Genomic DNA, 26,983 nt, shown 5'->3' with positions numbered 1-26,983 from the left:
CCCCGCCCATGGGTTGGTCCTCCCCGCCCTGCCCTGTCCCCGGGCTCCCCGGATCCCGCCGATCCTCCCACGGGTTACCCGCCGGAAACAGAGCGCGCCCGGACCGGGAGGTTAATTCTCCATTGATCTGTGAGACAGGTCTCAGCAAACCGGAGCGAACCCGGACGTTCTTCGCCAATGCCCAGCTCAGCGGGTCGTGAGACACTCCTGCGAAAGCTTACGGCCATCGTCAGGACACCATCGGAACCACGAGTCCCGGCTCAGTTCACCTTCCGTTTACCAAACCTGCCTACGGTCGCGAACGACACCAACGTCCGTGCGACAACTACGACGATTGTTTGGGTATGGAACACATCTCGTTCCTGGTGGCCGTTGTGATCATCACGGCGCTCGCCTTCGACTTCACCAACGGGTTCCACGACACCGCCAACGCGATGGCCACCTCCATCGCGACGGGAGCCCTCCGGCCGAAGGTCGCGGTCACCATCGCGGCCGTCCTCAACTTCGCGGGCGCGTTCCTGTCCGTGAAGGTCGCCACCACCATCTCCGGCGGCATCGTCAACGAGAAGACCGGCATCCACCCGGAGATCATCTTCGCCGCGTTGGTCGGCGCGATCCTGTGGAACCTGCTGACCTGGCTGCGCGGCCTGCCGTCCAGCTCCTCGCACGCGCTGTACGGCGGCCTGATCGGCGCCACCGTCGTGGGTGTCGGCATGAACGGCGTCAACTTCGACACCGTGGTCACCAAGATCCTGATCCCGGCGGTCGCCTCCCCGCTGGTCGCCGGCCTGGCCTCCTGGGGCGCCACCAAGCTCGCCTACGCGATCACCCGCAAGGGCGACCAGGCGAGCACCACCAAGGGCTTCAAGACCGGCCAGGTGTTCTCCTCCTCGCTGATCTCGCTCGCGCACGGCACCAACGACGCCCAGAAGACGATGGGCATCATCACCCTCACCCTGGTCTCGGTCGGCGCCCTGCCCAAGGGCGCGCTGCCCCCCACCTGGGTGATCGTCTCCGCGGGTGCCGCGATCGCGCTCGGCACCTACATGGGCGGCTGGCGGATCATCCGCTCGATGGGCAAGGGCCTGGCGGACATCCAGGCGCCGCAGGGCTTCGCCTCCGAGTCGGCCGCCGCGACCGTCATCCTGACCTCCTCGCACATGGGCTTCGGCCTCTCCACCACCCAGGTCTGCTCCGGCGGCATCATGGGCGCCGGCCTCGGCGGCCCGAAGGGCGAGCTGCGCTGGAGCCTGGTCCGCCGCATGGTCTACACCTGGGGCCTGACCCTGCCGGCCGCCGCCCTGGTCTCCGGCGCCGCGGCCCTGCTGGCCGAGCAGGGCACCTGGGGCGTCGTCCTGGTCGGTGTCGCCCTGGTGACCGGCTCGGGCGCGATGTGGGTGATCTCCCGCCGCCAGCCGGTCAGCGCGGACAACGTCAACGAGGTCACCGCGGTCGAGGTCCCCGCCGCCGTCACCCCCGCGAACGCCCCCACCCCCGCCTCGACCACGGTCGCGGCCTGAGCGCCGCCGGCTGAGGAGCACACACCATGCACATCAAGTGGAACGCCCTGGCCCAGACGGCCGGTGTCAGCTTCGGCATCACCGTCGGCGTGGTCGCCGTCTTCGCGCTCGGCATCCTGGCGCTGTCCCGCCGCGAGGCCGCGCTGAGCGCCCGCGAGGGCGAGGCCGCCCAGGCCGCCGCCGGCGGCGGGAAGCTGGCCCTGGCCGGCGCCTACGCCTGCTTCGCGGTCTGCGGCGCGGCCGTCCTCTACGGACTGAGCCTGATCGCCGGGCACTGACCCGCCGGAACAACGCGAACGGGCCGGGAGTGAATGGTCACTCCCGGCCCGTTCGCGTGTTTCCGGATACTGCCGCTCAGCCCTCCTGGCTGGTCTTCAGCGCGGTCTCCCGGATGAACAGCACGGTCACGAAGGCCAGCAGCGCGAACGGCGCGGCGTAAAGGAACACCGTGCCGACGCCGTGGCCGAACGCGTCGGTCACCAGCGGCACCACCGGCGCCGGCAGCTTGTGCAGGTCCGGGATTCCGCCGCCGCCCACCGCGTGGCCGGCCGGGACGTGCGCGGCGGCGAGGTTCTCGGTCAGGTAGTGGGTCACCTTGGTGTTCATCAGCGCCCCGAGCGCGGAGACGCCCATCGCGCCGCCCATGGTGCGGAAGAAGGTGACCACCGAGCTGGCCGCGCCGAGCTCGTGCCGCGGCACGGTGTTCTGCACCGCGAGGACGAGGTTCTGCATGGTCAGGCCCAGGCCGATGCCGGTGATCGCCATGTAGACCGAGAGCAGGGTGTAGTCGGTGTCGGCGCGGGCGGTGCCGAGCAGGCCGAAGCCGACCGCCAGCAGCAGCGTGCCGGCGACCAGGTAGGCCTTCCACCGGCCGTACTTGGTGATCAGCCGGCCGGCCACGGTGGAGGAGAGCGCCAGACCGAGGATCATCGGCAGGGTCATCAGCCCGGCCATGGTCGGGGACTTGGCGCGGGCCAGCTGGAAGTACTGGCTGAGGAAGGTGGTCGCGCCGTACATCCCGACGCCGACCAGCACGCTGGCCAGCGCGGCCAGGGTGACGGTGCGGTACCGGAAGAGGTCCGGCGGGATGACCGGCTCGGCCGCGCGGCGTTCGATCACCACGGCGAGCGCGCCCAGCAGCAGCCCGCCGCCGACCATCGCGAAGGTCTGCCAGGAGACCCAGTCGTAGTTCTTCCCGGCCAGCGTGATCCAGATCATCAGCAGGCTGACGGCGCCGGTGATGACCAGCGCGCCCAGGTAGTCGATCTTCACCGGGCGCTTGACCACCGGCAGCTTCAGGGTGCGCTGGACCACCAGGATCGCGGCGATCGCGAACGGGATGCCGACGTAGAAGCACCAGCGCCAGCCCAGCCAGGAGGTGTCCACGATGACGCCGCCGATCAGCGGGCCGCCGATGGTGGCCAGGGCGAAGACCGCGCCGAAGTAGCCGCTGTACCGACCGCGTTCGCGCGGCGGGACCATCGCGGCCAGGCAGATCTGGCCCAGCGCCACGACGCCGCCCGCGCCGATGCCCTGGAGGCCGCGGCAGGCGATCAGCTCGCCGGTGTTCTGCGCGAGGCCGGCCAGCGCCGAGGAGACGATGTACATCACCAGGGCGATCTGGAGCAGCAGCTTCTTGCTGGCGAGGTCGGAGAGCTTGCCCCAGATCGGGGTGGAGGCGGTGAGGGTGAGCAGGGCCGCGGTGATCACCCAGGTGTAGGCGGACTGGCCGCCGTGCAGGTCGGTGAGGATGTGCGGCAGCGCGTTGGAGACGACGGTCGAGGAGAGCACGGCCACGAACAGGCCGAGCAGCAGGCCGGAGAGCGCCTCCATCACCTGCCGATGGGTCATCGGTCGGTCGTCGACGGCGGCGGCGGCTCCGGTCGCGGCGGGGGTGGTGACGGACATCCGGATCCCTTCGGCGGGGATGGGTGCGGAGACAGGAAAGTTGCCTTAAGCAACCATAGGCCCAGATGGTTGCTTAGGGCAACTTTCTTCAAGCCCAAGTAAAGTCCGCCCGGCCGGCCGCCGGCTCAGTTCCCGGTCGAGTCCCCGAACACGTCGTTGAAGCGGTGCAGCAGCTCGGCGAAGCGGGTCACGTCCTCCGCCGGCCAGCTGCCCATCAGCTCGCGCACCCGCGCCATCCGGGCGTCCCGGGCCACCAGGTAGCGCCGCCGCCCGTCCGCGGTCAGCGAGACGAACGCGGCCCGACGGTCCAGCGGGTCCGCCTCCCGGGCCACCAGGCCCAGCTGCTCCAGCGCCCGGATCTGCCGGCTCACCGTGGCCTTGCCCACCGCGAAGTGCACGCCGACGTCCGTCACCCGCACCCGCCCGGCCTGCTCGATGTAGCCGAGCATGCTGTACGCCATGCCCTCCAGCTCCGGGTGCACCCGGCGGGACAGCTCCGCCACCCGGGCCCGGCCCCGCCGGAACATCAGCGCGACCTCGCGCTCCACCGCCAGCAGGGCTTCCTCGTCACTCACCGCGCCAGTATCCCGCAGCCGCCATGGCCGGAAGGCGGCACGCGGGGTGCCGCGGGCCAACTACTTCATGGTATGAAGTATCCGTTTTCCGCCGATAGACAAGGAGATGTCGATGGCCGCCCCGGGGCAGGGATTCGTCGCCGAACTGAAGGGAGCGGTCACGCCGCGCGCGGCACTGCTGGTGATCGCGGTGCTGCTGCTTCAGCTCGGATTCATCACCTCGTACATCGGGGCGCTGCACCACCCGACGCCGCACAACCTGTCGATCGCGGTGGTCGCCCCGCCGCAGGTCTCCCCCAAGCTGGTGCAGGCCCTGGAGTCGGTGCCGGACGACGCCGTCAAGGCCGTCACCGCGCCGGACGCCGCGACCGCCACCCAGCGGATCGAGGACCAGAAGATCTACGCCGCGCTGGTGGTGAACCCGGCCGGGACCGAGGACACCCTGCTGGTCGGCGGCGCCCGCGGCCCGTCCGCCGCCAAGGCCGCCGAGACCATCACCACCGCCCTGGAGAAGAGCCAGGGCCGGACGGTCAAGGTCGAGGACGTGGTCCCGCTCGCCAAGGGCGACACCAACGGCCTGTCCGCCTTCTACCTGGTGATCGGCTGGTGCGTCGGCGGCTACCTGGTCGCCTCGATCCTCGGCATCTCCGCCGGGTCCAAGCCCGCCAACGCGCACCGGGCGCTGATCCGGCTCGGCGTGCTGGCGCTGTACTCGATCGCGGCCGGCCTCGGCGGCACGCTGATCGCCGGGCCGGTGCTGGACGCGCTGCCGGGCTCGATCCTGGCCCTGTCCGCGGTGGGCGCCCTGGTGGTGTTCACGGTCGGCGCGTTCACCATGGCGCTGCAGTGCATGTTCGACATCGTCGGCATCGGCATCGCGGTGCTGATCTTCGTCGTCCTGGGCAACCCGAGCGCGGGCGGGGTCTACCCGCCGCCGATGATGCCGCCGTTCTGGCGGGCGATCGGCTCCTGGATCCCCAACGGCGCCGGCACCAGCGCGGCCAAGTCGATCGCCTACTTCGACTCCACCAACCTGGCGCAGCCGATCCTGGTGCTCCTGGTGTGGGCGGCGCTCGGCGTCGCCGTCACCTTCCTGGCCGTCCTGCGCGGCCCCCGCTCCGGCGGCCGCGAGCTGGTCGAGCAGGCCTGACCGCACCGGGCCGGCGGGGGTGACCGGTTCAGGCGGCCCCCAGCCGGCCCGGGTCGGCGAGCACGGCACGCACCACGCCGACGGCCGCGCCCAGCAGCGGCCCGCGCCGGCCGAGCCGGGAGACCCTCAGCCGCTCGTCCGCCCAGGGCCGGACGGTCACCCGGGCCGCCAGCTCGGCCCGCATCGCGGGCAGCAGCCAGGGCTCCAGCCGCGCGTAGCCGCCGCCCAGCACCACCTCGGCCGGGTCCAGCAGGTTGACCGCGCCGGCGGCCGCGATGCCCAGCGCCGAGCCGGCTCCGGCCAGCGCCGCGAGCACCGCCTGCTCGCCGGCCCCGGCGCGCTCGGCGAGCAGCGCCACCCAGTCGCCCCGGACGTCCGCGAGGCCGGCCGCCCGCAGCACCGCCGTCTCGCCCGCGTACTGCTCCAGGCAGCCGTGCGCGCCGCACGCGCAGAGCGGGCCGTCCGGGCGGACCGGGACGTGGCCGAACTCGCCCGCGTAGCCGCGCGCCCCGCGCAGCAGTCGGCCGCCGACCACGATCGCCGAGCCGACCCCGGCCTCGGCGGAGACGTAGAGGAAGTGCTCCGGGCCGCCGCCCAGCCAGAGTTCGGCGAGCCCGCCCAGATTGGCCTCGTTGTCGGCCTCCACCGGCAGCTCGGCCAGCTCCGGCGAACCGACCGCCCGCAGCGCCGGGCGCAGCGCGGCGGCGAGCGGGACGTCCTCCCAGCCGAGGTTGGCGGCCCGCTGGAGCACCCCGCCGGAGGCGCCGACCAGCCCGGGGACGGCCAGCGTCAGCCCGGCCGGACGCAGCCCCGACTCGGCGACGGCCCCGCGCAGCAGGTCGGCGAGGTCGAGCATGACGGCGGCGGGCTCGCGGCCCCGGTTGCGGATCTCCTGGCGGTGCCGGACCCGGACCTCCCCGCGCAGGTCGACCACGCAGGCCCCGAGGTGTTCCACGCCGATCTCGGCGCCGAGGCCGCCGGGCCCGGACGGGTTGAGGCCGAGCGCGGTGCCGGGGCGGCCGACCTTGCCGCTGGAGGTGGTCGGGCCCTCCTCGACGACCAGGCCGTCGGCGATCAGCCGCTCGGCGAGCGAGGAGACCGCCGCCCGGGTGAGCCCGGTCTCGGCGGCCACCTCGGCGCGGGAGCGCGGGGCGCGGGCGATCGCGTCGAGCACCAGGGCCAGGTTGGCCCGGCGCATCCCCTGCTGGCTGGCGGGCCCGGTCCGGACGCCGTCCGGCTCGCGCATCCCGGTCACCCCGCTCCGCTCGCTACGGCGTGTCCTGTGGCACCTCGTGTGCAGCGTAACCGGGTTCCGGGGGCGGTTGCGTCCTCGGCCGGGCGGGATCGGCGGCGATCGGCCGGGCCGGGCGGGTGAAGACCCAGCGCCGCATCGCCCAGTACCGGAACAGCATGGCGACGAAGGTCCCGACGACCATCCCGCTGACGAAGTCCGCCGCCTCCTGCACGAACGGGCCCACGTGCGGCTCGCGCAGCTCCAGGACGTACCGCGAGACCACCAGCGGCAGGTCGTTGACCACGATGGCGGCCGCGCTGACCAGCAGGAACAGCAGCACCTCCCGCTGCCGCCCGCCGGCCCGGAAGGACCACTGCCGGTTCAGCACGTAGGAGACCGCGGTGGCGATCAGCGTGGCGACGGTCAGCGCGACCACCGGCTTGTGCTCCAGGACGGTGAACTTCAGCTCGATGTCGATCACCAGCGTGAGCACGAAGCAGACGCCGCCGACCACCAGGAACTTCACCAGCCGGCGGTGCCGCACCAGGAACGGGCGCAGCCGGGCCGGCACCCGGGCCAGGACGCGCTGCGTGGGGGACGGCATCCTCGCAGTCTCGCACGGGGATGCCGCCCGCCCACCGATTGCTCCGTCGGCACCCGGCCCGGCGTCAGGCCCGGCGTCAGGCCGCGGCGACGAGTACCTCGGCCGGCTCCAGGGCCAGCTCCAGCACCTCCCGGACGTCCGACACCGGGTGAACGGTGAGCCGGTCCAGCACCTCGGCCGGGACGTCGTCCAGGTCGGCCTCGTTGCGCTTGGGGATGATCACCGTGCTGACCCCGGCCCGGTCGGCGGCGAGCAGCTTCTGCTTCACCCCGCCGATCGGCAGCACCCGCCCGGTCAGCGACACCTCGCCGGTCATCGCCACGTCGGTGCGCACCTTGCGGCCGGAGAGCAGCGAGGCCAGCGCCGTGGTCATGGTGATGCCGGCGCTCGGCCCGTCCTTGGGGACGGCCCCGGCCGGGACGTGCAGGTGCACGCCGCGGTCGCGCAGCGAGGTGACCGGCAGCTCCAGCTCGGCGCCGCGCGAGCGCAGGAAGGAGAGCGCGATGTGCGCGGACTCCTTCATCACGTCACCCAGCTGGCCGGTCAGGGTCAGCCCGGTGCCGCCGGTCTCGGCGTCGGCGAGCGAGGCCTCGATGTAGAGGACGTCGCCGCCGGCTCCGGTCACGGCGAGCCCGGTGGCCACCCCGGGGACGGCGGTGCGCCGCTCGGCCGGCTCCTGGGCGGACTCCGGCACGTGGTGCGGCCGGCCGATCAGGGCCCGCAGGTCGCCGGCGCCGATCGCGACCGGCAGCTCGCGCTCGCCCAGCTCGGTCTGGGCGGCCACCTTGCGCAGCACCCGGGCGATCGAGCGCTCCAGGTTCCGCACCCCGGCCTCCCGGGTGTACTCCCCGGCCAGCCGGCGCAGCGCCGCCTCCTCGACCAGGACCTGCTCGCCGCCGAGCCCGGCCTTCTCCAGCTGGCGCGGGAGCAGGTGGTCCCGGGCGATGACGACCTTCTCGTCCTCGGTGTAGCCGTCGAGCCGGACCAGCTCCATCCGGTCGAGCAGCGGCTCGGGGATGGCCTCCAGCACGTTGGCGGTGGCGAGGAAAACGACGTCCGAGAGGTCGAGCTCGACCTCCAGGTAGTGGTCCCGGAAGGTGTGGTTCTGCGCCGGGTCCAGCACCTCCAGCAGCGCGGCGGCCGGGTCGCCCCGGTAGTCGGAGCCGACCTTGTCGATCTCGTCGAGCAGGACGACCGGGTTCATCGAGCCGGCCTCCTTGATCGCCCGCACCAGCCGGCCGGGCTGCGCGCCGACGTAGGTGCGCCGGTGGCCGCGGATCTCGGCCTCGTCCCGGACGCCGCCGAGCGCGACCCGCACGAAGCTGCGGCCCATGGCGCGGGCCACCGACTCGCCGAGCGAGGTCTTGCCGACGCCGGGCGGGCCGACCAGGGCCAGCACCGCACCCCCGCGGCGACCGCCGACGAGTCCGAGCCCCTGGTCGGCCCGGCGCTTGCGCACGGCGAGGTACTCGACGATGCGCTCCTTCACGTCGGCCAGGCCGGCGTGGTCGGCGTCCAGCACCGCGCGGGCGCCGGCGATGTCGTACGCGTCCTCGGTGCGCTCGTTCCAGGGCAGCTCCAGGACGGTGTCCAGCCAGGTGCGGATCCAGGAGCCCTCGGGCGACTGGTCGGACGCGCGTTCGAGCTTGTCGACCTCCTTGAGCGCGGCCTCGCGCACCTTCTGGGGCAGGTCGGCGGCCTCGACCCGGGCGCGGTAGTCGCCCTCCTCGTCCGCCGGGTCGCCGTTGAGCTCGGCCAGCTCCTTGCGGACGGCCTCCAGCTGACGGCGCAGCAGGAACTCCTTCTGCTGCTTGGCCACGCCCTCCTCGACGTCCTTGCGGATGGTGTCGTTGACCTCCTCCTCGGCGAGGTGGTCGCGCAGCAGCGTCAGCGCGTACTCCAGGCGGGCGACCTGGTCGGCCTCCAGCAGCACCTTGAGCTTCTGCTCGGCGGTGACGAAGGGCGCGTAGCCGATGTTGTCGGCGAGCTCGCCGACGCCCTCGATCTGCGCCACCCGGTCGACGATCTGCCAGGCGCCGCGCCGGCGCAGCCACTGGGTGGACAGCGCCTTGTACTCCTTGACCAGCTCGGCGGCCCGGCCGGCCACCGGGGTGCCCACCGAGGACTCCCGGAACGGCGTGGTCTCCACCCAGAGGGCGGCGCCGGGGCCGGTCGTCCCGACGCCGATCCGGACCCGGCGCACGGCGCGCACCAGCGCGGCCGGCTCCCCGTCGGCCAGCCGGCCGACCTGCTCGACGGTGGCCAGCGTGCCGGCCGCCGCGTACGAGCCGTCCACCCGCGGAACCAGCAGGACCTGCGGCTTGCCGGCGCCGGTGGCCGCGGCGCGAGCCGCCTCCACCGCGGCGCGCACCTCGGTGTCCTTGAGGTCCAGCGGGACGACCATGCCCGGCAGGACGACCTCGTCGTCGAGCGGCAGGACGGGCAGGGTGAGCGGTGTGGACGTCGATGCCATGATCTCTCCCCAGTCAGCGAACTTGAGTCGACCTGACTAAGGCCCGGCGCCCGCCGGATGTTCCCGACGTTCTGTTCGCTGTGAGCGAACGGGAAAGGCCGCAGGCGGGGCCGTCAAAATCACCCGAACGAGTCACCCGACCAGGACCGGCCCCGTGCCGGTCCGACCACCCTCAGTGCGCGGCCGGCACTCCGGCCCCGCCGGCCGCGGGCGCGGGCGCGGGCGGGGAGGAAGAAGAGGAGGAGCCGGCCGCCGGGACGGCCACCCGGCGCGGGCGCGGTCGGCGCCGCTCGGCCCGGCGCAGCCAGCGCCACAGCGCCACCCCGGTGAGCAGCGCGGCCGGGTGCCCGACGGCGGTGACCACGTCCTGCTCGGTGAGGATCTGCTCGGCGATCAGCAGCCCGGCGCTGCCCAGCGCCAGCAGCCGCCCGCGCCAGGAGAGCAGCCCGGCCACCGCGCCCAGGCAGGCCAGCACGCCGTAGCTGACGCCGATGTCCAGGTAGTCCATCGCCGCGGACTCCAGCCGCCCGGTCTCCACCGCGGCGATCACCACGCCCTGGGAGAGCAGGGTGGCGGTGACGTGCCCGATCGCGAAGACGGCCGCCGCCCGGGCCGGCCCGACCCGGCGCTCCAGCGGCGCCAGGGTGAAGGCGAATCCCCACAGGTACGGCATCCACACCTCGCCGGCCACCCAGAATCCGCTGAGCACCAGCGCGCGCAAAGGATGCTGCAAAAGATTGTGGCCGTCGGAACTGGAGGCCTCCTGCAGACGCAGGACGAGATCGGGATCTGCCAGTTTGGCAAAGGTGGTGGTCGCGCCGACCACGGCGAGATAGCCCAGCGTGAAGGGGTTGCGCCGAGGCGTCGGGACCCGCTCCAGCAACCAGTCGACGACGCCGGCCCGCAGGCCGTACCGGAGCATCCCGTACGGCGGCCCGGCCGGCGGCGACCCGTTCCGTCCGGCACCTCGCCGCAGTCCAGCCATGCCGCCTCCCGCTCCACGCCCACAGCAACCGGCTACTCGCCAGGAGCCCAACGTACCGGCGCGCGCCGGAAATCCCACCCGGCGGGGCGTTGTCGTGACCACGTTACGTCGGAGTCCTGAGAGCCAGCTGGGAAAAGCCCGTGAAGTCCCCCGGCCTACCGGTCGGCCGGATTTCCGCCATTGGTCCGGACCTTCTTCCGATTAACGCGTCAGTAAGGCCTCTGACCGGCGACTTGGCGTCAACTCGACTGCATACGTACCGTTACCCGCGGAAAAATCGCCGGGTAAGGTATCGGCCCGTGCCCACTCGCGAGTGGGTCCGAGGGCGGCCTGACAGGCCGGCCCACGGGCCGGAAACGTCCGGTCCACCTGCCGGGAGGCATCCACTGTCCGTACGCTGCGGAGTGCGCGGGAGACGTGGGCGGCCCACAGTCCGTCCTCCGATCCGCGCGCGACGGGACGGCGGACCCGGCACAGTCCACGACGGAACAAGACTACGAGCGGAGCCCCGCCATCCCCACAGGTGGCCGGCCCGCAGCCCTGGGGGCGGTGGCGTGACCGTGACAGAAATTCAGCAGGACAGCAGCAACACCGGCGGCGCGGTGAGCAGCCAGCGCAGAGTGCTGGTGGTGGAGGACGAGCCCACGATCGCGGAGTCGATCGCGGCCCGGCTGGGCGCGGAGGGCTTCAAGGTCGCCGTGGCCCACGACGGCCCGGGCGCGGTCGACGGCTTCCACACCTGGCAGCCCGACCTGGTCGTCCTCGACATCATGCTGCCCGGCTTCGACGGCCTCGAAGTGTGCCGCCGGATCCAGGCCCAGCGACCGGTGCCGGTGCTGATGCTGACCGCGCGCGACGACGAGACGGACCTGCTGGTCGGTCTCGGCGTGGGCGCCGACGACTACATGACCAAGCCGTTCTCGATGCGCGAACTGGCCGCCCGGGTCAACGTGCTGCTGCGCCGCGTCGAGCGCGCCCAGCAGGCCGCCCGCACGCCCGCGCTCGGCTCGCTGCGCTTCGGCGAGCTGGAGATCGACCACGTGCAGCGCCGGGTCCGGCTGGCCTCGGGGGACGTCCACCTGACGCCCACCGAGTTCGACCTGCTCGCCTGCCTGGCCGCCCAGCCGCGCGCGGTGCTCACCCGCGAGCAGCTGCTGGCCGAGGTCTGGGACTGGACCGACGCGTCCGGCACCCGCACCGTGGACAGCCACGTCAAGGCGCTGCGCCGGAAGATCGGCGCGAGCTGGATCCGCACCGTGCACGGTGTCGGGTACGCGCTGGAGGCCCCGCTCTCCTAAGCGGCGGACCTCGGGCAACGGGCCGCCGGGGGGCCCGTGTCCGCAGTCGCCGAACCGCCGGGCGCACCGCGCCGGCGATCACCCGCGGGGAGCACAGGGGACCAATGACCTTTCCACAGCAACGCAACGGGGACACCGACGGCCCGCGCTCGCAGACGCTCGCCGCCCGCGCCGCCCGCCGGGTCTGGGCCGACATCCGGCCGCTCGACCCGGTCCGCTCGATCAAGGGCAAGCTCGCCCTCCTGGTGATCGTCTCCGTCTTCCTGGCCACCGGCATGGTGGTCGTGGCGATCCGGTCCGAGACCCAGATCCGGATCATCATGGTGTTCTCCATGATCGCCTCCCTGCTCTTCATGCAGTTCCTCGCGCACGGGCTGACCGCCCCCCTGCGCGAGATGACGGCCGCCGCCCGCGCGATGGCCTCCGGCGACTACAGCCGCCGGGTCGAGGTGAGCTCGCGCGACGAGATCGGCGAGCTGGCGGCCACCTTCAACCAGATGGCCGCCGACCTGGAGGCCGCCGACCGGCACCGCCGCGAGCTGGTCGCCAATGTCTCGCACGAGCTGCGCACGCCGATCGCCGCGCTGCGCGCCGTGCTGGAGAACGTCGTCGACGGCGTCGTCCAGCCCAATCCGGCGACGCTGGAGGCGGCGCTGGAACAGACCGAGCGGCTCGGTCGGCTGGTCACCCACCTGCTCGACCTCTCCAAGATCGACGACGGCGTGGTCGACCTGGACGCCCGCCCCTTCGAGGTGCGCGAGTTCCTGGACGGCGTGCTGCGCGGGGTCACCGTGGACGGCGCGACGGCCGGCGGGGCGTTCTCCCGGCGCGGCGACGTCCGGCTGGCCCTGGAGGTCAGCCCGGCCGGCCTGACCGGCGTGGCGGACCCGGAACGGCTGCACCAGGTGGTCGCCAACCTGGTCGACAACGCCTGCAAGCACTCCCCGCCCGGCGGCACCGTCACCGTGCGGGCCAGGCCCGACGGCGAGCCCGGCGGCCTGCTGTTGGAGGTCGAGGACGAGGGCCCGGGCATCCCGCCGGCCGACCGCGGCCGGGTCTTCGAGCGGTTCAGCCGCAGCGGCACCGCGACCGCCGCCGGGCCGGGCGCGGACGGCGGCACCGGCCTGGGCCTGGCCATCGCCCGCTGGGCGGTGGACCTGCACGGCGGGCGGATCGCCGTCGCGGAGTCGCCGCGCGGCTGCCGGATCGAGGTCCGGCTGCCCGGCCGGGACTAGCGACCGGCACCGGCGGCCGGGACCGGGCGGGCCGGGGCGACTCGTCGGATCGTCCAGGCCGCCCGCAGGGCGTTTGTGTCACAGATACGACACAGACGTACACGAAGATCGTCGAACGGTTCAGCTGGGGCTTTGTCCGGTTTCATCCGGATATAGACCCCGGTCGGGCCCGATCGGTTCCCCTCAGATACGGCTTTCTAACGTACTTTTTCAGCCAAATCCCAGGTCAGGACTGTGATCTGGGCGACGCCTGAGCCCCGGGGACTGCGCGATCACTGGTCAGGGGCGTAGCCTTAATCCCCGCTGTCCAAACATCCCAAAAGGAAGCGGAAGAGGGCGGTTGCCGCCGTGTCGCCACAGTCCCCTGAAACCCCCAACAGCTCGGCAAGCTCCACTGGCTTCGGCCCCAATGAGTGGCTCGTCGACGAGATCTACCAGCAGTACCTCCAGGACCCGAACTCGGTCGACCGAGCCTGGTGGGACTTTTTCGCCGACTACAAGCCCGGTACCGAGGTGACCCCAGTGACCCAGGCCGCGACCCAGGCCGGCCCCACGCCGACCCCTGCCGCTGCCCCCGCGCCCGCCGCTGCTGCTGCTCCGGCCGCGCCCGCGCCCGCGCCCGCCGCCCCGGTGGCCCCGGCCCCGGTGGCTCCGGCCGCCCCGGTCGCCGCGCCGCTCGCCGCGGCCCCCGCCGCGCCGCCGGCCCCCAAGGCCGCCGCCCCGGCCCCGGCCGCCCCCGCCGAGCCGGCCGGCCCCGAGCTGGTCCAGCTGCGCGGCCCGGCGAAGGCCGTCGCCACCAACATGGACGCCTCGCTGGAGGTGCCGACCGCGACCTCGGTCCGCGCGGTGCCCGCGAAGCTGTTGATCGACAACCGCATCGTCATCAACAACCACCTCCAGCGCGCCCGCGGCGGCAAGGTCTCCTTCACCCACCTCATCGGCTACGCCCTGGTCCAGGCCATCAAGGCCCACCCGGGGATGAACCACAGCTACAAGGTGGAGGACGGCAAGGCCTTCCTGGTCAAGCCGGAGCACATCAACCTCGGCCTGGCCATCGACCTGGTCAAGCCCAACGGCGACCGCCAGCTCGTCGTCGCGGCCATCAAGAAGGCCGAGACCCTCGACTTCTTCGGCTTCTGGCAGGCCTACGAGGACATCGTCCGCCGGGCCCGCGCCAACAAGCTGACCATGGACGACTTCACCGGCGTCACGGTCTCGCTGACCAACCCCGGCGGCATCGGCACCGTGCACTCCGTGCCGCGCCTGATGCAGAACCAGGGCACCATCATCGGCGTCGGCGCCATGGAGTACCCGGCCGAGTTCCAGGGCTCCGCCCCGGAGACCCTGGCCCGCCTCGGCGTCTCCAAGATCATGACGCTGACCTCGACCTACGACCACCGCGTCATCCAGGGCGCGGCGTCCGGCGAGTTCCTGCGCACGATCCACCAGCTGCTGCTCGGCCAGAACGGCTTCTACGACGAGATCTTCGAGTCGCTGCGGATCCCGTACGAGCCGGTCCGCTGGGCCACCGACGTCGCCACCACCCACGACGACGAGGTCAACAAGACCGCCCGCGTCATGGAGCTGATCCACTCCTACCGGGTCCGCGGCCACCTCATGGCCGACACCGACCCGCTGGAGTACAAGCAGCGCAAGCACCCCGACCTGGACGTCGTCCAGCACGGCCTCACCCTGTGGGACCTGGAGCGCGAGTTCGCGGTCGGCGGCTTCGGCGGCCAGAAGATGATGAAGCTCCGCGACATCCTCGGCCTGCTGCGCAACACCTACTGCCGCACCGTCGGCATCGAGTACATGCACATCCAGGACCCGAAGCAGCGCAAGTGGCTTCAGGAGCGCCTGGAGAAGCCGTACGCGAAGCCGGAGCGCGAGGAGCAGCTGCGGATCCTCCGCCGGCTGAACTCGGCCGAGGCCTTCGAGACCTTCCTGCAGACCAAGTACGTCGGGCAGAAGCGCTTCTCGCTGGAGGGTGGTGAGTCGCTGATCGCGCTGCTGGACGCGACCATCGACTCCGCCGCCGAGCACCGCCTCGACGAGGCCGTCATCGGCATGGCCCACCGCGGCCGCCTGAACGTGCTGGCCAACATCGTCGGCAAGCCGTACGGCAAGATCTTCGGCGAGTTCGAGGGCAACCTCGACCCGAAGTCGATGCACGGCTCCGGCGACGTCAAGTACCACCTGGGCGCCGAGGGCACCTTCACCGGCCTGGACGGCGAGACCATCAAGGTCTCGCTCGCCGCGAACCCCTCCCACCTGGAGGCCGTGGACCCGGTCGTCGAGGGCATCGCCCGCGCCAAGCAGGACATCCTGGACCAGGGCGGCACCACCTTCCCGGTGCTGCCGATCCAGATCCACGGTGACGCGGCCTTCGCCGGCCAGGGCGTCGTCGCGGAGACCCTGAACATGTCGCAGCTGCGCGGCTACCGCACCGGCGGCACCGTGCACGTCGTGGTGAACAACCAGGTCGGCTTCACCGCCGCCCCGGCGTCCTCGCGCTCCTCGATGTACTGCACCGACGTGGCCCGCATGATCGAGGCCCCGATCTTCCACGTGAACGGCGACGACCCGGAGGCCGTGGTCCGCGTCGCGCGGCTCGCCTTCGAGTTCCGCCAGGAGTTCCACAAGGACGTGGTGATCGACCTCATCTGCTACCGCCGCCGCGGTCACAACGAGGCCGACAACCCGTCGTTCACCCAGCCGCTGATGTACGACCTGATCGACAAGAAGCGCTCGGTGCGCAAGCTGTACACCGAGGGCCTGATCGGTCGCGGCGACATCACCATGGAAGAGGCGGAGCAGGCGCTCCAGGACTTCCAGGGCCAGCTGGAGAAGGTCTTCGCCGAGGTCCGCGACGCGGCCCAGGCGCCGGCCGACGCCACCAACGGCAAGCCGGTCGCCGACTTCCCGGTCAACATCCAGACCGGCATCTCCCAGGAGATGGTCAAGCGGATCGCCGCCTCCCAGGTCAACCACCCGGACTGGCTGACCGTCCACCCGCGCCTGCTGCCGCAGTTGCAGCGCCGCGCCGCCTCGGTCGAGGACAACACCATCGACTGGGCGATGGGCGAGACCCTCGCCATCGGCTCGCTGCTGATGGAGGGCCACCCGGTCCGCCTGGCCGGCCAGGACAGCCGCCGCGGCACCTTCGGCCAGCGGCACGCCGTCCTGATCGACCGCAAGACCGGCGAGGACTACACCCCGCTGCAGTACCTCACCGAGGACCAGGCCCGCTACACCGTCTACGACAGCCTGCTGTCGGAGTACGCGGCCATGGGCTTCGAGTACGGCTACTCGCTGACCCGCCCGAACGCGCTGGTCATGTGGGAGGCGCAGTTCGGCGACTTCGTCAACGGCGCGCAGACCATGGTGGACGAGTACATCGCCTCCGCCGAGCAGAAGTGGGGCCAGCACTCCGGCGTCACCCTGCTGCTGCCGCACGGCTACGAGGGCCAGGGCCCGGACCACTCGTCCGCCCGCCCGGAGCGCTTCCTCCAGCTGTGCGCGCAGAACAACATGACGGTCGCCATGCCGACCCTGCCGTCGAACTACTTCCACCTGCTGCGCTGGCAGGCGCACAACCCGCACCACAAGCCGCTGGTCGTCTTCACCCCGAAGTCGATGCTGCGTCTGAAGGCCGCGGCGAGTGCGACCGAGGAGTTCCTGTCCGGCTCGTTCCGCCCGGTCATCGGCGACACCACGGTCGACCCGGCCCAGGTCCGCAAGGTCGTCATCACGGCCGGCAAGTTCTACTACGACCTGGAGGCGGCGCGCACCGAGCGCGGCGTCACCGACACGGCGATCGTCCGGGTCGAGCGGCTCTACCCGCTGCCGGTGGCCGAGCTCCAGGAGGAGCTGGCCCGCTACGGCGACAACGTCCAGTTCATCTGGGCGCAGGAGGAGCCGGCCAACCAGGGTGCCTGGCCGTTCATCGCGATGAACCTGGTCGACCACCTCCAGGTCGTCATCGGCCGCAGCGCCAACGGGGCGCGCCTGCGCCGCGTCGCCCGTACCGCGGCCTCGTCGCCGGCGGTCGGCTCGGCCAAGCGCCACGGCGCCGAGCAGCAGGCGCTGATCGAAGAGGTCTTCTCGATCTGATCGATGCGATCGATCAGATCGGCCTGACGCTCTGACGTCGAACGCCTTCGCGGCCCCCGCTCTCCCCGACCAGGGAGGACGGGGGCCGCAGGCGTTTCCCGGGGCCCCATCCGCCGCACGGCTTCCCGGTGACGCCATGTCAAGGTCGCAGCTCTGCAACCAATCCGGGTCCGACCTGCGCGCCCACCTGACGGATCGATAGGTTATGCCTCGCCGGACCACCGCCCGGGCGCCCGTCATCGCGCCCGGGGGCCGGCCGCACGACCTCACCGCTCTCCCAGGGGGATCACCACACATGACCGCCGACACGCCTCGGGACGCCAGCAAGCTCCCGCCGGTCTTCCAGCCCCTCCTCCCGGACGACCCCCGGGAGGTCGGCGGCTACCGGCTGTTCGCCCGGCTGGGTGCCGGCGGCATGGGCCGGGTCTACCTCTCGTACACGCCGGGTGGGCGCCCGGTCGCGCTCAAGGTGGTCCGCCCTGAGTTCGCCGAGGACAGCGAGTTCCGCCGCCGCTTCGCCCAGGAGGTCAGCAACGCCCAGCGGATCCACGGGCTCTACACCGCCCAGGTGATCGACTCCGGCGGTCTGGACTCGGACGCGCCCTGGCTGGTCACCGCGTACGTCCCGGGCCCGTCCCTCCAGCAGGTGGTGCGGGAGAACGGCGCGCTGCCGGTCCGCACCGTGCTGCTGCTGATGGGCGGCATCGCCGAGGCGCTCCAGGCGATCCACAGCGTCGAGGTGGTCCACCGCGACCTCAAGCCGGCCAATGTGCTGGTCGCCGGGGACGGCCCGCGGGTGATCGACTTCGGCATCGCCCGGGCCGCCGACGCCACCGCGCTGACCGGCACCGGCTACCGGATCGGCTCGCCGGCCTTCATGTCCCCCGAGCAGGCCCAGGGCAAGCCGGTCACCCCGGCCACCGACGTGTTCGCGCTGGGCGCCCTGGCCGCCTACGTGGCCGGCGGCGCCGCGCCGTTCGGCGACGGCCCGGACACCGCGGTGCTCTACCGGGTGGTGCACGAGGACCCCGACCTGGAGACCGTCCCGGCCGGCCTGCGCGAGCTGGTCCTGCGCTGCCTGGCCAAGTCCCCGGAGGACCGGCCGACGCCCGCCGAGATCATCCAGGTCGCCCGCAACCACCCGGAGGTCGGCGGCCAGCTGCGGTTCGGCGACGACTGGCTGCCGCGCGAGGTCAACACCGAGATCACCCGCCGCTCGGACCTCCCCAAGACTCCGCCGACCCCGGTGCCGGCCGTCCCCGCGACGCCGCCCACCCCGCTCCCGGCCGTCCCGGCCACTCCCCCGCCGCCGGCCGCCGCCCCGGTCACCGCGCCGACCTACGCGCCGACCCACCCGGCCACCGCGGTGACCCCGGCGCCGCAACAGCCGTTCGGGCCGCCACAGGGCTTCGTCCCGCCGCCGGTCGGCGCGTACGGCGCCCCGCAGCCGCCCACCGAGACCCCGACCGCCCCGGTGCTGCCCTCCCCGCCGACCGTGCAGCTCCAGCCGGAGCCGCCGTCCTTCGACACCCCGCCGCCCGGCCCGGTGGTCACCACCACCAAGGAGCCCGAGCCGGCGCCCAAGGCCAAGAAGGGCGGGGTCTCCTGGAAGGTGCTGCTGACGGTCGCCCTGGTGATGGCGGTCGGCGGCACGGCGGGCGGCATCGTGCTGATGAAGAAGCTGGGCGACGACAAGAAGAGCGACTCCGCCAGCTCGGCCCCGGCCCAGCCCACCGGCGGCGGCGGCCCCGGGACGTCCACGCCGGCGGCCGCGCCGACCCAGGCCGCGTCCGGCTCCGCCACCACCCCGGGCTCCGCCTCCTCCAACGCCCCGGTGACGGCCGCGCCCTCGCCGACCAAGTCCTCCGGCAGCGGCGTCACCGCGCCGGCCCGGCCGGCCGGGTACGCCCCGCTGCTCGACAAGAAGTCGCTGTCCATCCCGGCCGCCGAGTACTCCTCCGACACCTACCGGATCGACCTGGACAGCGGCACCGTCGTGCCGCACGGCACCGACCTGAAGTGGGGCCTGGGGGTGGCCGCCAACGGCAGCAGCAGCAAGGCCAACGGCTTCGCCAGCTACGGCGACAACAAGTCGGACTTCGCCGTGATCACCGAGCCCACCGTGACGCCCGAGCAGTGCAACGTCGCGATCGACTCCCGGCCGGACACCGACCTCTCGTACAACCGGGTCGCGCCCGGCCGCCTGCTGTGCGTCCGTGACCGGGTCACCCGCAACATCGCCATCGCGACGATCGAGACGGCGGACCCGACCACCGGCGCCGCCAAGGTCACCGTCAGCACCTGGCGCGCCAGCTGACCGGACTATCCTGACCAGGTCAATCCCCATCGGACCGGAGTGGAACCGTGTACTTCACCGACCGCGGCATCGAGGAGCTGGAGAACCGGCGCGGCGACGAGGAGGTCACCTTCGAGTGGCTGGCCGAGCGTCTGCGCGAGTTCGTGGACCTCAACCCCGACTTCGAGATCCCGGTCGAGCGGCTGGCCACCTGGCTGGCCCGGCTCGACGACGAGGACGACGAGTGACGCGGTGAACCGCAGGTGAGAGGCCCGGGAGGCGACTGCCCCCGGGCCTCTTGCATGCCCCCACAGCCCCCGCAGCCCCGTAGGGGAGACCTCCGGGACGGCTCAGGGTCGGGATCGGGGGTCCGCGGGCTTGTTTTTCCCGCCACGCGATATATCGTCTTTAAACGAGAACGCGATACATCGCGAGTCACAACGGGAGGCGGCAGAGATGAACCAGTGGACGGTCGAGGGGCCCGAACGGATCACCGTCGAGGACGCGGTCCGCGCGCTCCACGTGCGGGTCATCGACGGCACGGTGAACGTGGTGGCGGCCGAGGGCCCGGCCCGGCTGGAGGTCACCGAGCTCCGCGGCGACCCGCTGCACGTGACCCTGGTGGACGGCGTCCTGACGGTCACCTACAAGGACATCAACAGCTGGGGCGAGTTCGGCGACTGGCTCAAGTCGGTCAACTCGGTGAAGGGCTTCCTCAGCTCCTTCAAGCGCAAGCGGGTCGCCGGCGTCACCCTGACCGTCCCGGCGGGCACCGACGTCAAGGTCGGCACCGTGGCGGCCGGCACCACCGTCTCCGGGGTCTCCGGCCACGTCTCGGTGCAGAGCGCCAGCGGCGACGCCACCCTGGTCGGCCTGACCGGCCGCACCGACGCCAACACCATCACCGGTGACGTGGACGCCCAGTCGGTGGCCGGCCAGCTCAAGGTCAACAGCGTCTCCGGCCAGCTCACCGTGGTCGCCGGCCGGGCCGACAAGGTCCAGGCCAACGCCGTCACCGGCGCGGTCACCCTGGACCTCGACGTCGCCGGCCCGGCCGACGTCAAGGTCACCACCGTCAGCGGCCCGGTCGTCATCCGGATCCCGTCCCTGGCCGACGCCAAGGTCGAGGCCGGCTCCACCAGCGGCGACCTCTCCAGCAGCTTCGACGAGCTCAAGCTCAACAGCGCCTGGGGCGCCAAGAAGCTCTCCGGCCAGCTCGGCGACGGCCGCGGCAAGCTCGCCGTGACCACCGTCTCCGGCGCCGTCACCGTGCTGCGCCGCCCCGAGCCGGAGGACGACGCCCCGGCCAAGGAGCTCACCGCCGGCGACCCCGCCGCGTCGAAGCCCGACCTCACCAAGGAGGTCTGAGATGACCCCCGTCTTCGGCCACGGCCGGCTCCGGCTCTACCTGCTGAAGCTGCTGGACGAGGCCCCCCGGCACGGCTACGAGGTGATCCGCCTGCTGGAGGAGCGCTTCCAGGGCCTCTACGCGCCGTCCGCCGGCACGGTCTACCCGCGGCTCGCCAAGCTGGAGCAGGAGGGCCTGGTCACCCACAGCACCGAGGGCGGTCGCAAGGTCTACCGGCTCACCGACGCGGGCCGGACCGAACTGGAGGCCCGCCAGAGCGAGTTGGAAGAGCTGGAGCTGGAGATCCACGACTCGGTGGCCCAGCTCGCCGGGGCGATCCGCGAGGACGTCCGGGACAGCGCCAAGGACCTGCGCGAGGAGCTGTGGAACGCCGCGAAGACGGCACCCCGGCCGGAGCGCGCCGAGGACGGGGACCCGTGGGCCGGCCCCTGGGGGGACGCCGACGCCTGGCAGCGCGCCCGGGAGGAGTTCAACCAGTTCAAGCGGCAGGCCAAGGAGCAGGCCAAGAAGGCCCGCGAGCAGGAGAAGGCCGCCAAGGCCAAGGCGAAGGCCGCCGAGGAGGAGGCCCGCCGGCTGCGCGAGCAGTCCCGGGCGGCCCGCACCGCCGCCCAGCAGGAGGCCCTGCGGATCAAGCGCCGGGTCGAGCAGCAGGTGCGCGAGCACGCCGCGAAGGGCGACTGGCCGACCGGACTGGCCGAGGGCCTGTCCGAGCTCACCAAGGGCCTGGCCGGGCTGGCCGACGCGGCCCGCTGGGGCCACCCGGCGGAGGAGCCGGCCGAGCAGATCACGGTCACCCGGATCGACCTGGACAAGGACGAGCCGGCCACCGCCCCCGCCGACCTGCCGCCGTGGGCGCGGACCGACCCCGCCGAGGACCCGGCCCGCGAGCTGGAGCGGCTGCTCGACCGCTTCCGCGACCAGGTCCGCGACGCGGCCCGGGACAGCGGGGTGACCGCCGAGCGGCTGGAGCAGGCCCGCACGGTGCTGGGCACCGCCGGCGAACGGCTCAAGCGCCTGCTCGGCTGACGTACGGGGGACGGACCGGCCCGGTGCTGCTCGGGGGAGAGCGCCGGGCCGGTCGTCGTGCCGTCTCAGGCCCGGGACGGGGCCGGGCTCACGGAGTGAGGACGATCTTGCCGAAGACGTCGCCCTTGGCCAGCCGCGCGAAGCCCTCCCGGGCCTCGGTCAGCGGCAGCACCGAGTCGATCACCGGCCGGACGCCGGTGGTGGCGCAGAGCGAGAGCAGCCCGGCCAGCTCCTCCTTGCTGCCCATGGTCGAGCCGACCACCTTGAGCTCCAGGAAGAAGATCCGGTTCAGCTCGGCCGCGCGCGGGTTGGGGCCGGAGGTGGCACCGGAGATGACGATCGTGCCGCCCGGGCGCAGCGCCTTCACCGAGTGCGACCAGGTGGCGGCGCCGACCGTCTCCATCACCGCGTCCACCCGGGCCGGGAGCCGGGCGCCGCTCTCGAAGGCCGCGTCGGCGCCGAGCTCGACGGCCCGCTGCCGCTTCGCCTCGTCCCGCCCGGTCACCCAGACCCGCAGGCCGGCGGCCTTGCCGAGGACGATCAGCGCGGTCGCCACCCCGCCGCCCGCGCCCTGCACCAGCACGGTGTCGCCGGGCTTGACGCCGGCGTTGGTGAACAGCATCCGGTAGGCCGTCAGCCAGGCCGTGGGCAGGCAGGCGGCCTGCTCGAAGCTCAGCTCGGCCGGCTTGGGCAGCAGGTTCCAGGTGGGGACGGCCACCCGCTGGGCGAAGGTGCCCTGGTAGCGCTCGGTGAGGATGGAGCGCGGCTCGTTCGGGCCGACCCCGTGGCCGGTCTGGCCGATCACCGAGTGGATGACCACCTCGTTGCCGTTCTCGTCGACGCCGGCGGCGTCGCACCCGAGGATCATCGGCAGCTTCTCGGCCGGCAGGCCGACCCCGCGCAGCGACCACAGGTCGTGGTGGTTGAGGCTGGCGGCCTTGACCGTGACCACGCTCCACCCGGGTCGGGCCTGCGGCTCGGGGAGTTCGCCCAACTCCAGTCCGCTCAGCGGGTCGTCGGCATCGATTCGTGCGGCGTAGGCAGCAAACATGATCCGGACGATAGCCCCGACGGCCGGGGCCGGGAACCACGCGTCGATGTGACGCGCGTCCCGGCCCCAGATCGGCTACGGCCCCGTCGTCAGGCTCTGGCCACGCCCTCGGCGCGGGCGGCCTCGGCGACGGCCTTGGTGACGGCCGGGGCGACCCGCTCGTCGAACGGCGAGGGGATGACCTTCTGCGGCGTCAGCTCGTCGGCCACGACGCCCGCCAGCGCCTTGGCGGCGGCCAGCTTCATGCCCTCGGTGATCCGGCTGGCCCGCACCTGGAGGGCGCCGGCGAAGATGCCGGGGAAGGCCAGCACGTTGTTGATCTGGTTCGGGAAGTCGCTGCGCCCGGTGGCGACGACCGCCGCGTACTTGTGCGCGACCTCGGGGTGGATCTCCGGGTTCGGGTTGGCCATCGCGAAGACGAACGCGCCCTCGGCCATGGTCGCGACGACCTCCTCCGGCACGGTGCCGCCGGAGACGCCGATGAACACGTCCGCGCCGGCCAGCGCGTCCGCGAGCGAGCCCTTCAGGCCGCTGCGGTTGGTCTGCGCGGCGATCTCGGCCTTGACGTCGGTGAGGTCGCCACGGCCCTCGTACACCACGCCCCGGCGGTCACAGACCGCGACGTCGCCGATGCCGGCCGCCACCAGCATCTTGGCGATGGCGATGCCGGCCGCGCCGGCGCCGGAGATGACGGCCCGCAGCGAGCCGATCTCGCGGTCGGTCACCTTGGCCGCGTTCCAGAGGGCGGCGGTGGTGACGATCGCGGTGCCGTGCTGGTCGTCGTGGAAGATCGGGATGTCCAGGGCGTCCTGGAGCCGGCGCTCGATCTCGAAGCAGCGGGGGGCGGAGATGTCCTCCAGGTTGACGCCGCCGAAGGAGGGCGCCAGCCGGACGACGGTCTCGACGATCTCGTCGACCTCGGTGCAGGCCAGCGCGATCGGGACGGCGTCCACCCCGCCGAACTGCTTGAACAGGATGGCCTTGCCCTCCATCACGGGCAGCGAGGCCTCCGGGCCGATGTCGCCCAGGCCCAGCACCGCGGTGCCGTCGGTGACCACCGCGACGGTGTTGGACTTCCAGGTGTAGTCGTTGACCAGCTCGGGCTGCTCGGCGATGGCCGTGCAGACGCGGGCGACACCGGGGGTGTAGGCGAGGGACAGGTCGTCCGCGTCGCGCACCGGGACGGTCGCCCGGATCTCCATCTTGCCGCCGCGGTGGAGCGCGAAAACGGCGTCGACCGGATCGTCGGTGTCCTGGGTGCTGCTGGTGATGATCTCCGCTGCCACGATGACCTCTTCGTCATTGATCTGGCGAGGACGCGGTCGACGGACGAGGCGACCCGTCCGGTAAGCCGGAAACCGGGTACGCCGAAGCGGACCCGGGAGAGGGTCGGGGCGCTGCCGTCGAGCGGCGCCCTCGGATGAGGGTTATGGGTCTTGTTAGTCGGCGTTGTTGCTTCCGGGCCGAGCGTAGGTCGGACAAAGGCATCGCACCTATGCCTTTTCGTCCTCGTCACGTGCAATTCATCGCCGAGCTGTCGCGTCACAGGGGCCCGGCGTCGGAAGCGCCGGGCTCCGGCGGCGGCAACGGCGATGGCGCACGCGCACCCGCAGGAGTGAACGCAGACGCGAAGGGGAGCCGGCGCCTCGGATACGGAGCCACGTGATGACTTCCGTTCCTGAGCACCCCGAGCCTGTCGGGACTCGGCGGTCTGGTTCGAGCGTTCGGGGGTCACCCGGATCCGAATTCTGACACACCCGCCGCCGGGCCCGGCAGGGCGGGATGGCAGGATCGCTTGTCCGCCATCCTGCGTACACCTCCGCGACAACGTGGCGCTCGCACGTCCCTCCCACAGGAGCAACCCATATGCACCACCGCCCCCGCCGCCGTCGGCCGGCCCTCGCCTGCACCGTGCTCGCCACCGCCACGGCCCTGCTGCTCACCGGTTGCAGCAGCGACAGCGGGCAGTCCGCCTCCGCCGACCCGGTCAAGGAACTCCGCGACAAGCTCCCCAAGGCCCAGCGCTCGGCCGGCGTGCTGCGCATCGGCATGGACGTCAACTACGCCCCGGTGGAGTTCCACGGCGCCGACGGCAAGCCGGACGGCCTCGACCCGGACATCGCCGCCGCGCTCGGCCGCATCATGGACGTGCGGATCGAGTACGTCGACACCCCGTTCGACAAGCTGGTACCGGGTCTCCAGGGCAAGCAGTTCGACGTGGCGATGTCCGCGATCAGCGACATCCGGGTCCGCCGCGAGGGCCTGGACGACAACGGCAAGCAGGTCAACCCCGGCGTCGACTTCGTGGACTACTTCATCGCCGGCACCTCGATCGTCGTCCCGAAGGGCAACCCCAAGGGCATCAAGAGCCTGGACGACCTGTGCGGCAAGACCGTCGCGCTCCAGCAGGGCACCACCCAGGACGAGATCATCACCCGCCAGGTGGCCGTCTGCGCCCGCACCGGCCGCCAGCTGACCCCGCGCCGCTTCGACAGCGACAACAAGGCGCTGGCCGAGGTCGCCTCGGGCGGGGCCGCGGCCGGTGTGAACGACTTCCCGGTGGCCGCGTACGCCGCGAAGAGCACCGACGGCCGTTTCGAGTTGACCGGCGCGCAGTCCACCTCCAACCCGTACGGGATCGCGGTCCGCAAGGAGGACACCCAGCTGCGCGACACGGTCGCCAAGGCGGTCGACCAGCTGATCCGCAGCGGCGAGTACGACAAGATTCTCACCAAGTGGAACGTCAGCGCGGGCGCGGCCCAGAACGCGGTGATCAACGGGGGCATCTGACCTGCGGGCGGCGGGCCTCCGGGGCAGAGAGCAGCGGGCTCTGCATACTTATACGCAGGGTGACAGGGGCTCGGAATTCGTCCGAATAGCGGACACTCTGAGTCCTCGTTATCCGATTTTGATCTGAATGAGGGCCACCTGACCGTCCTCAGATGGCAGGATTCCCCCCATCTCGGATCGAGCCGGCCACTGGTCGAGGCGGTTCGGTCAACGTCCACCTCGGCGGAGGGTGGCGGAAGCAGTACCTCGTACCACCCCGGGCGGCCCACTGCCCGGGACTGCACGACCCCTGGCCCTGCAACGTACGACGACGTACAGCGAAATACACCCGTACAGCGCCGTACGGCCTGCTGCCCCGGTGTGCCGCCCCCCGCGGCGCGCTCCGCCCGACCTCTCCCTCAGGAGGAGATCCCCCCATGACCGCCCGTACCCAGCGCACCCGACTCCTCGCGGCCGGCGCGGTTGCCGCGTCCGTCTCCCTGGTCCTGACCGGCTGCGGCAGCAGCAAGTCATCCTCGGGCACCACCGCCGGCGCCAACCCGAGCGCCACGGTCGCCGCCGTGACCGCGGACCCGGCTCTGGCCGCCCTCGTCCCGGCCGACGTCAAGTCCTCCGGCAAGCTGGTCGTCGCCTCCGACGCCTCGTACGCGCCCAACGAGTTCAAGGACGACAAGGGCAACATCGTCGGCCTGGACGTCGACCTGGCGAACGCGATCGCCAAGAAGCTGGGCCTGAACGCCGACGTCCAGAACGCCGACTTCACCTCGATCATCCCGGGCATCACGGCGAAGAAGTACCAGCTCGGCATGAGCTCCTTCACCGACACCAAGGAGCGCGAGGCGACCGTCGACATGGTCACCTACTTCACTGCCGGCAGCGCCATCGCGGTCAAGAAGGGCAACCCGGACAAGATCGACCCGAAGGACCTCTGCGGCAAGAAGGTGGCCGTCCAGACCGGCACCACCCAGGCCCAGGAGATCACCGACGTCCGCAACCCGGACTGCGTCAAGGCCGGCAAGCCGCCGATCCCGAACGACGGCGACAAGTTCACCCTCCAGACCGACGTGACCACCGCGCTGGTCTCCGGCCGCGACCAGGTGATGATGGCCGACTCCCCGGTCGTCGACTACGCGGTCAAGCAGACCAACGGCCAGCTGGAGAAGATCGGCGACACCTACGACAGCGCGCCGTACGGCGTCGTGGTCGACAAGGGCTCCCCGCTGTCCCCGGCCGTCCAGGGCGCCGTCCAGTCGCTGATCGCCGACGGCACGTACAAGCAGATCCTGGCGAAGTGGGGCGTCGAGGCCGGCGCGATCGAAAAGTCCGAGATCAACGCCGCCAAGAGCTGATCCTCCG

At 72.2% G+C, this 26,983-nt stretch carries 20 protein-coding genes; 12 read left to right on the top strand and 8 right to left on the bottom strand.

From position 1 onward, the window contains the following. The first annotated feature begins 344 nt into the window (after nt 1-344). Together ABTY15_RS04495 and ABTY15_RS04490 are read left to right on the top strand one after the other, a co-directional pair. Nucleotides 345-1,520 carry an inorganic phosphate transporter gene (locus ABTY15_RS04495; protein WP_350575860.1) on the top strand — a complete coding sequence of 392 codons (1,176 nt, stop codon included), beginning with the start codon at nt 345-347 and terminating at the stop codon, nt 1,518-1,520. Nucleotides 1,521-1,546: 26 nt separating this feature from the next. Then, nucleotides 1,547-1,798, top strand: a complete 252-nt coding sequence (locus tag ABTY15_RS04490; RefSeq protein ID WP_350575849.1) for a hypothetical protein — start codon at nt 1,547-1,549, stop codon at nt 1,796-1,798. 76 nt (nt 1,799-1,874) lie between these two features. Here ABTY15_RS04490 and ABTY15_RS04485 read toward each other — a convergent pair whose 3' ends face one another. After that, complete coding sequence (locus ABTY15_RS04485) at nt 1,875-3,428, bottom strand: MDR family MFS transporter (RefSeq protein ID WP_350575846.1); 1,554 nt, start codon at nt 3,426-3,428, stop codon at nt 1,875-1,877. Between the two features lie 125 nt (nt 3,429-3,553). Next, the gene (locus ABTY15_RS04480; RefSeq protein WP_350575843.1) at nt 3,554-4,003 is read right to left on the bottom strand and encodes a MarR family winged helix-turn-helix transcriptional regulator; all 450 of its coding nucleotides are present in this window, start codon (nt 4,001-4,003) and stop codon (nt 3,554-3,556) included. 112 nt (nt 4,004-4,115) lie between these two features. Here ABTY15_RS04480 and ABTY15_RS04475 point away from each other — a divergent pair, with 112 nt between their 5' ends. Then, entirely contained in the window at nt 4,116-5,153 is a 1,038-nt protein-coding gene (locus ABTY15_RS04475) for an ABC transporter permease (protein WP_350575840.1), read from the top strand. A gap of 28 nt (nt 5,154-5,181) precedes the next feature. Here ABTY15_RS04475 and ABTY15_RS04470 read toward each other — a convergent pair whose 3' ends face one another. The 4 genes from ABTY15_RS04470 to ABTY15_RS04455 form a co-directional block, all read right to left on the bottom strand. Then, the gene (locus ABTY15_RS04470) at nt 5,182-6,399 is read right to left on the bottom strand and encodes an ROK family transcriptional regulator (RefSeq protein WP_350575837.1); all 1,218 of its coding nucleotides are present in this window, start codon (nt 6,397-6,399) and stop codon (nt 5,182-5,184) included. A gap of 22 nt (nt 6,400-6,421) precedes the next feature. Continuing rightward, nucleotides 6,422-6,991: a GtrA family protein gene (locus ABTY15_RS04465; protein WP_350575834.1), complete on the bottom strand. Its 570-nt coding sequence runs from the start codon at nt 6,989-6,991 to the stop codon at nt 6,422-6,424. A 76-nt stretch (nt 6,992-7,067) separates the two neighbouring features. After that, on the bottom strand, nt 7,068-9,464 hold the full coding sequence (gene lon, locus ABTY15_RS04460) for an endopeptidase La (RefSeq protein WP_350575832.1): 2,397 nt from the start codon (nt 9,462-9,464) through the stop codon (nt 7,068-7,070). Between the two features lie 172 nt (nt 9,465-9,636). Next, nucleotides 9,637-10,449 carry a rhomboid-like protein gene (locus tag ABTY15_RS04455; protein ID WP_350575829.1) on the bottom strand — a complete coding sequence of 271 codons (813 nt, stop codon included), beginning with the start codon at nt 10,447-10,449 and terminating at the stop codon, nt 9,637-9,639. Nucleotides 10,450-11,009: 560 nt separating this feature from the next. On the opposite strand from ABTY15_RS04455, the gene ABTY15_RS04450 reads away from it, so the two are divergent. The 7 genes from ABTY15_RS04450 to ABTY15_RS04420 all read left to right on the top strand — a co-directional run bounded on the left by ABTY15_RS04450 (nt 11,010) and on the right by ABTY15_RS04420 (nt 21,786). Then, the gene (locus ABTY15_RS04450) at nt 11,010-11,747 is read left to right on the top strand and encodes a response regulator transcription factor (RefSeq protein ID WP_350575826.1); all 738 of its coding nucleotides are present in this window, start codon (nt 11,010-11,012) and stop codon (nt 11,745-11,747) included. 104 nt (nt 11,748-11,851) lie between these two features. Next, nucleotides 11,852-12,982 carry a sensor histidine kinase gene (locus ABTY15_RS04445; RefSeq protein ID WP_350575823.1) on the top strand — a complete coding sequence of 377 codons (1,131 nt, stop codon included), beginning with the start codon at nt 11,852-11,854 and terminating at the stop codon, nt 12,980-12,982. 348 nt (nt 12,983-13,330) lie between these two features. Then, nucleotides 13,331-17,095: a multifunctional oxoglutarate decarboxylase/oxoglutarate dehydrogenase thiamine pyrophosphate-binding subunit/dihydrolipoyllysine-residue succinyltransferase subunit gene (locus tag ABTY15_RS04440; RefSeq protein WP_350575820.1), complete on the top strand. Its 3,765-nt coding sequence runs from the start codon at nt 13,331-13,333 to the stop codon at nt 17,093-17,095. A 295-nt stretch (nt 17,096-17,390) separates the two neighbouring features. After that, on the top strand, nt 17,391-19,412 hold the full coding sequence (locus ABTY15_RS04435; RefSeq protein ID WP_350575817.1) for a serine/threonine-protein kinase: 2,022 nt from the start codon (nt 17,391-17,393) through the stop codon (nt 19,410-19,412). A 47-nt stretch (nt 19,413-19,459) separates the two neighbouring features. Continuing rightward, a complete protein-coding gene (locus ABTY15_RS04430) occupies nt 19,460-19,639 on the top strand; it encodes a DUF6104 family protein (protein WP_030057990.1) in 180 nt (59 codons plus the stop codon). A gap of 208 nt (nt 19,640-19,847) precedes the next feature. Beyond that, nucleotides 19,848-20,759 (top strand): DUF4097 family beta strand repeat-containing protein, encoded by a 912-nt coding sequence (locus tag ABTY15_RS04425; protein WP_350575814.1) that lies wholly within the window; start codon nt 19,848-19,850, stop codon nt 20,757-20,759. Nucleotide 20,760: 1 nt separating this feature from the next. Next, on the top strand, nt 20,761-21,786 hold the full coding sequence (locus tag ABTY15_RS04420) for a helix-turn-helix transcriptional regulator (protein WP_350575811.1): 1,026 nt from the start codon (nt 20,761-20,763) through the stop codon (nt 21,784-21,786). 88 nt (nt 21,787-21,874) lie between these two features. Here the strand turns inward: ABTY15_RS04420 and ABTY15_RS04415 are convergent, their stop codons facing one another. Further along, a complete protein-coding gene (locus ABTY15_RS04415; RefSeq protein ID WP_350575808.1) occupies nt 21,875-22,837 on the bottom strand; it encodes a zinc-binding dehydrogenase in 963 nt (320 codons plus the stop codon). A gap of 89 nt (nt 22,838-22,926) precedes the next feature. Next, the gene (locus tag ABTY15_RS04410) at nt 22,927-24,123 is read right to left on the bottom strand and encodes an NAD(P)-dependent malic enzyme (protein ID WP_350575806.1); all 1,197 of its coding nucleotides are present in this window, start codon (nt 24,121-24,123) and stop codon (nt 22,927-22,929) included. Between the two features lie 580 nt (nt 24,124-24,703). Here ABTY15_RS04410 and ABTY15_RS04405 point away from each other — a divergent pair. Both ABTY15_RS04405 and ABTY15_RS04400 read left to right on the top strand, forming a co-directional pair. After that, a complete protein-coding gene (locus ABTY15_RS04405) occupies nt 24,704-25,627 on the top strand; it encodes an ABC transporter substrate-binding protein (RefSeq protein ID WP_350575803.1) in 924 nt (307 codons plus the stop codon). Between the two features lie 416 nt (nt 25,628-26,043). Further along, a complete protein-coding gene (locus tag ABTY15_RS04400; protein ID WP_350575797.1) occupies nt 26,044-26,976 on the top strand; it encodes an ABC transporter substrate-binding protein in 933 nt (310 codons plus the stop codon). Nucleotides 26,977-26,983 lie beyond the last annotated feature (7 nt).

It is taken from the genome of Kitasatospora sp. NPDC097643 (genome assembly GCF_040302625.1).
GTDB lineage: Bacteria > Actinomycetota > Actinomycetes > Streptomycetales > Streptomycetaceae > Kitasatospora.
Note: the sequence above shows the minus strand (reverse complement) of the source record. Positions and strands in the feature narration are given on the sequence as shown.

What these genes read in the sequence shown, in the direction of transcription:
- ABTY15_RS04495 (WP_350575860.1), top strand. Translation starts at nt 345, where the DNA reads ATGGAACACATCTCGTTCCTGGTGGCCGTTGTGATCATCACGGCGCTC.
- ABTY15_RS04490 (WP_350575849.1), top strand. Translation starts at nt 1,547, where the DNA reads ATGCACATCAAGTGGAACGCCCTGGCCCAGACGGCCGGTGTCAGCTTC.
- ABTY15_RS04485 (WP_350575846.1), bottom strand. Translation starts at nt 3,428, where the DNA reads ATGTCCGTCACCACCCCCGCCGCGACCGGAGCCGCCGCCGCCGTCGAC.
- ABTY15_RS04475 (WP_350575840.1), top strand. Translation starts at nt 4,116, where the DNA reads ATGGCCGCCCCGGGGCAGGGATTCGTCGCCGAACTGAAGGGAGCGGTC.
- ABTY15_RS04470 (WP_350575837.1), bottom strand. Translation starts at nt 6,399, where the DNA reads ATGCGCGAGCCGGACGGCGTCCGGACCGGGCCCGCCAGCCAGCAGGGG.
- ABTY15_RS04465 (WP_350575834.1), bottom strand. Translation starts at nt 6,991, where the DNA reads ATGCCGTCCCCCACGCAGCGCGTCCTGGCCCGGGTGCCGGCCCGGCTG.
- lon (WP_350575832.1), bottom strand. Translation starts at nt 9,464, where the DNA reads ATGGCATCGACGTCCACACCGCTCACCCTGCCCGTCCTGCCGCTCGAC.
- ABTY15_RS04455 (WP_350575829.1), bottom strand. Translation starts at nt 10,449, where the DNA reads ATGGCTGGACTGCGGCGAGGTGCCGGACGGAACGGGTCGCCGCCGGCC.
- ABTY15_RS04445 (WP_350575823.1), top strand. Translation starts at nt 11,852, where the DNA reads ATGACCTTTCCACAGCAACGCAACGGGGACACCGACGGCCCGCGCTCG.
- ABTY15_RS04435 (WP_350575817.1), top strand. Translation starts at nt 17,391, where the DNA reads ATGACCGCCGACACGCCTCGGGACGCCAGCAAGCTCCCGCCGGTCTTC.
- ABTY15_RS04425 (WP_350575814.1), top strand. Translation starts at nt 19,848, where the DNA reads ATGAACCAGTGGACGGTCGAGGGGCCCGAACGGATCACCGTCGAGGAC.
- ABTY15_RS04420 (WP_350575811.1), top strand. Translation starts at nt 20,761, where the DNA reads ATGACCCCCGTCTTCGGCCACGGCCGGCTCCGGCTCTACCTGCTGAAG.
- ABTY15_RS04415 (WP_350575808.1), bottom strand. Translation starts at nt 22,837, where the DNA reads ATGTTTGCTGCCTACGCCGCACGAATCGATGCCGACGACCCGCTGAGC.
- ABTY15_RS04405 (WP_350575803.1), top strand. Translation starts at nt 24,704, where the DNA reads ATGCACCACCGCCCCCGCCGCCGTCGGCCGGCCCTCGCCTGCACCGTG.
- ABTY15_RS04400 (WP_350575797.1), top strand. Translation starts at nt 26,044, where the DNA reads ATGACCGCCCGTACCCAGCGCACCCGACTCCTCGCGGCCGGCGCGGTT.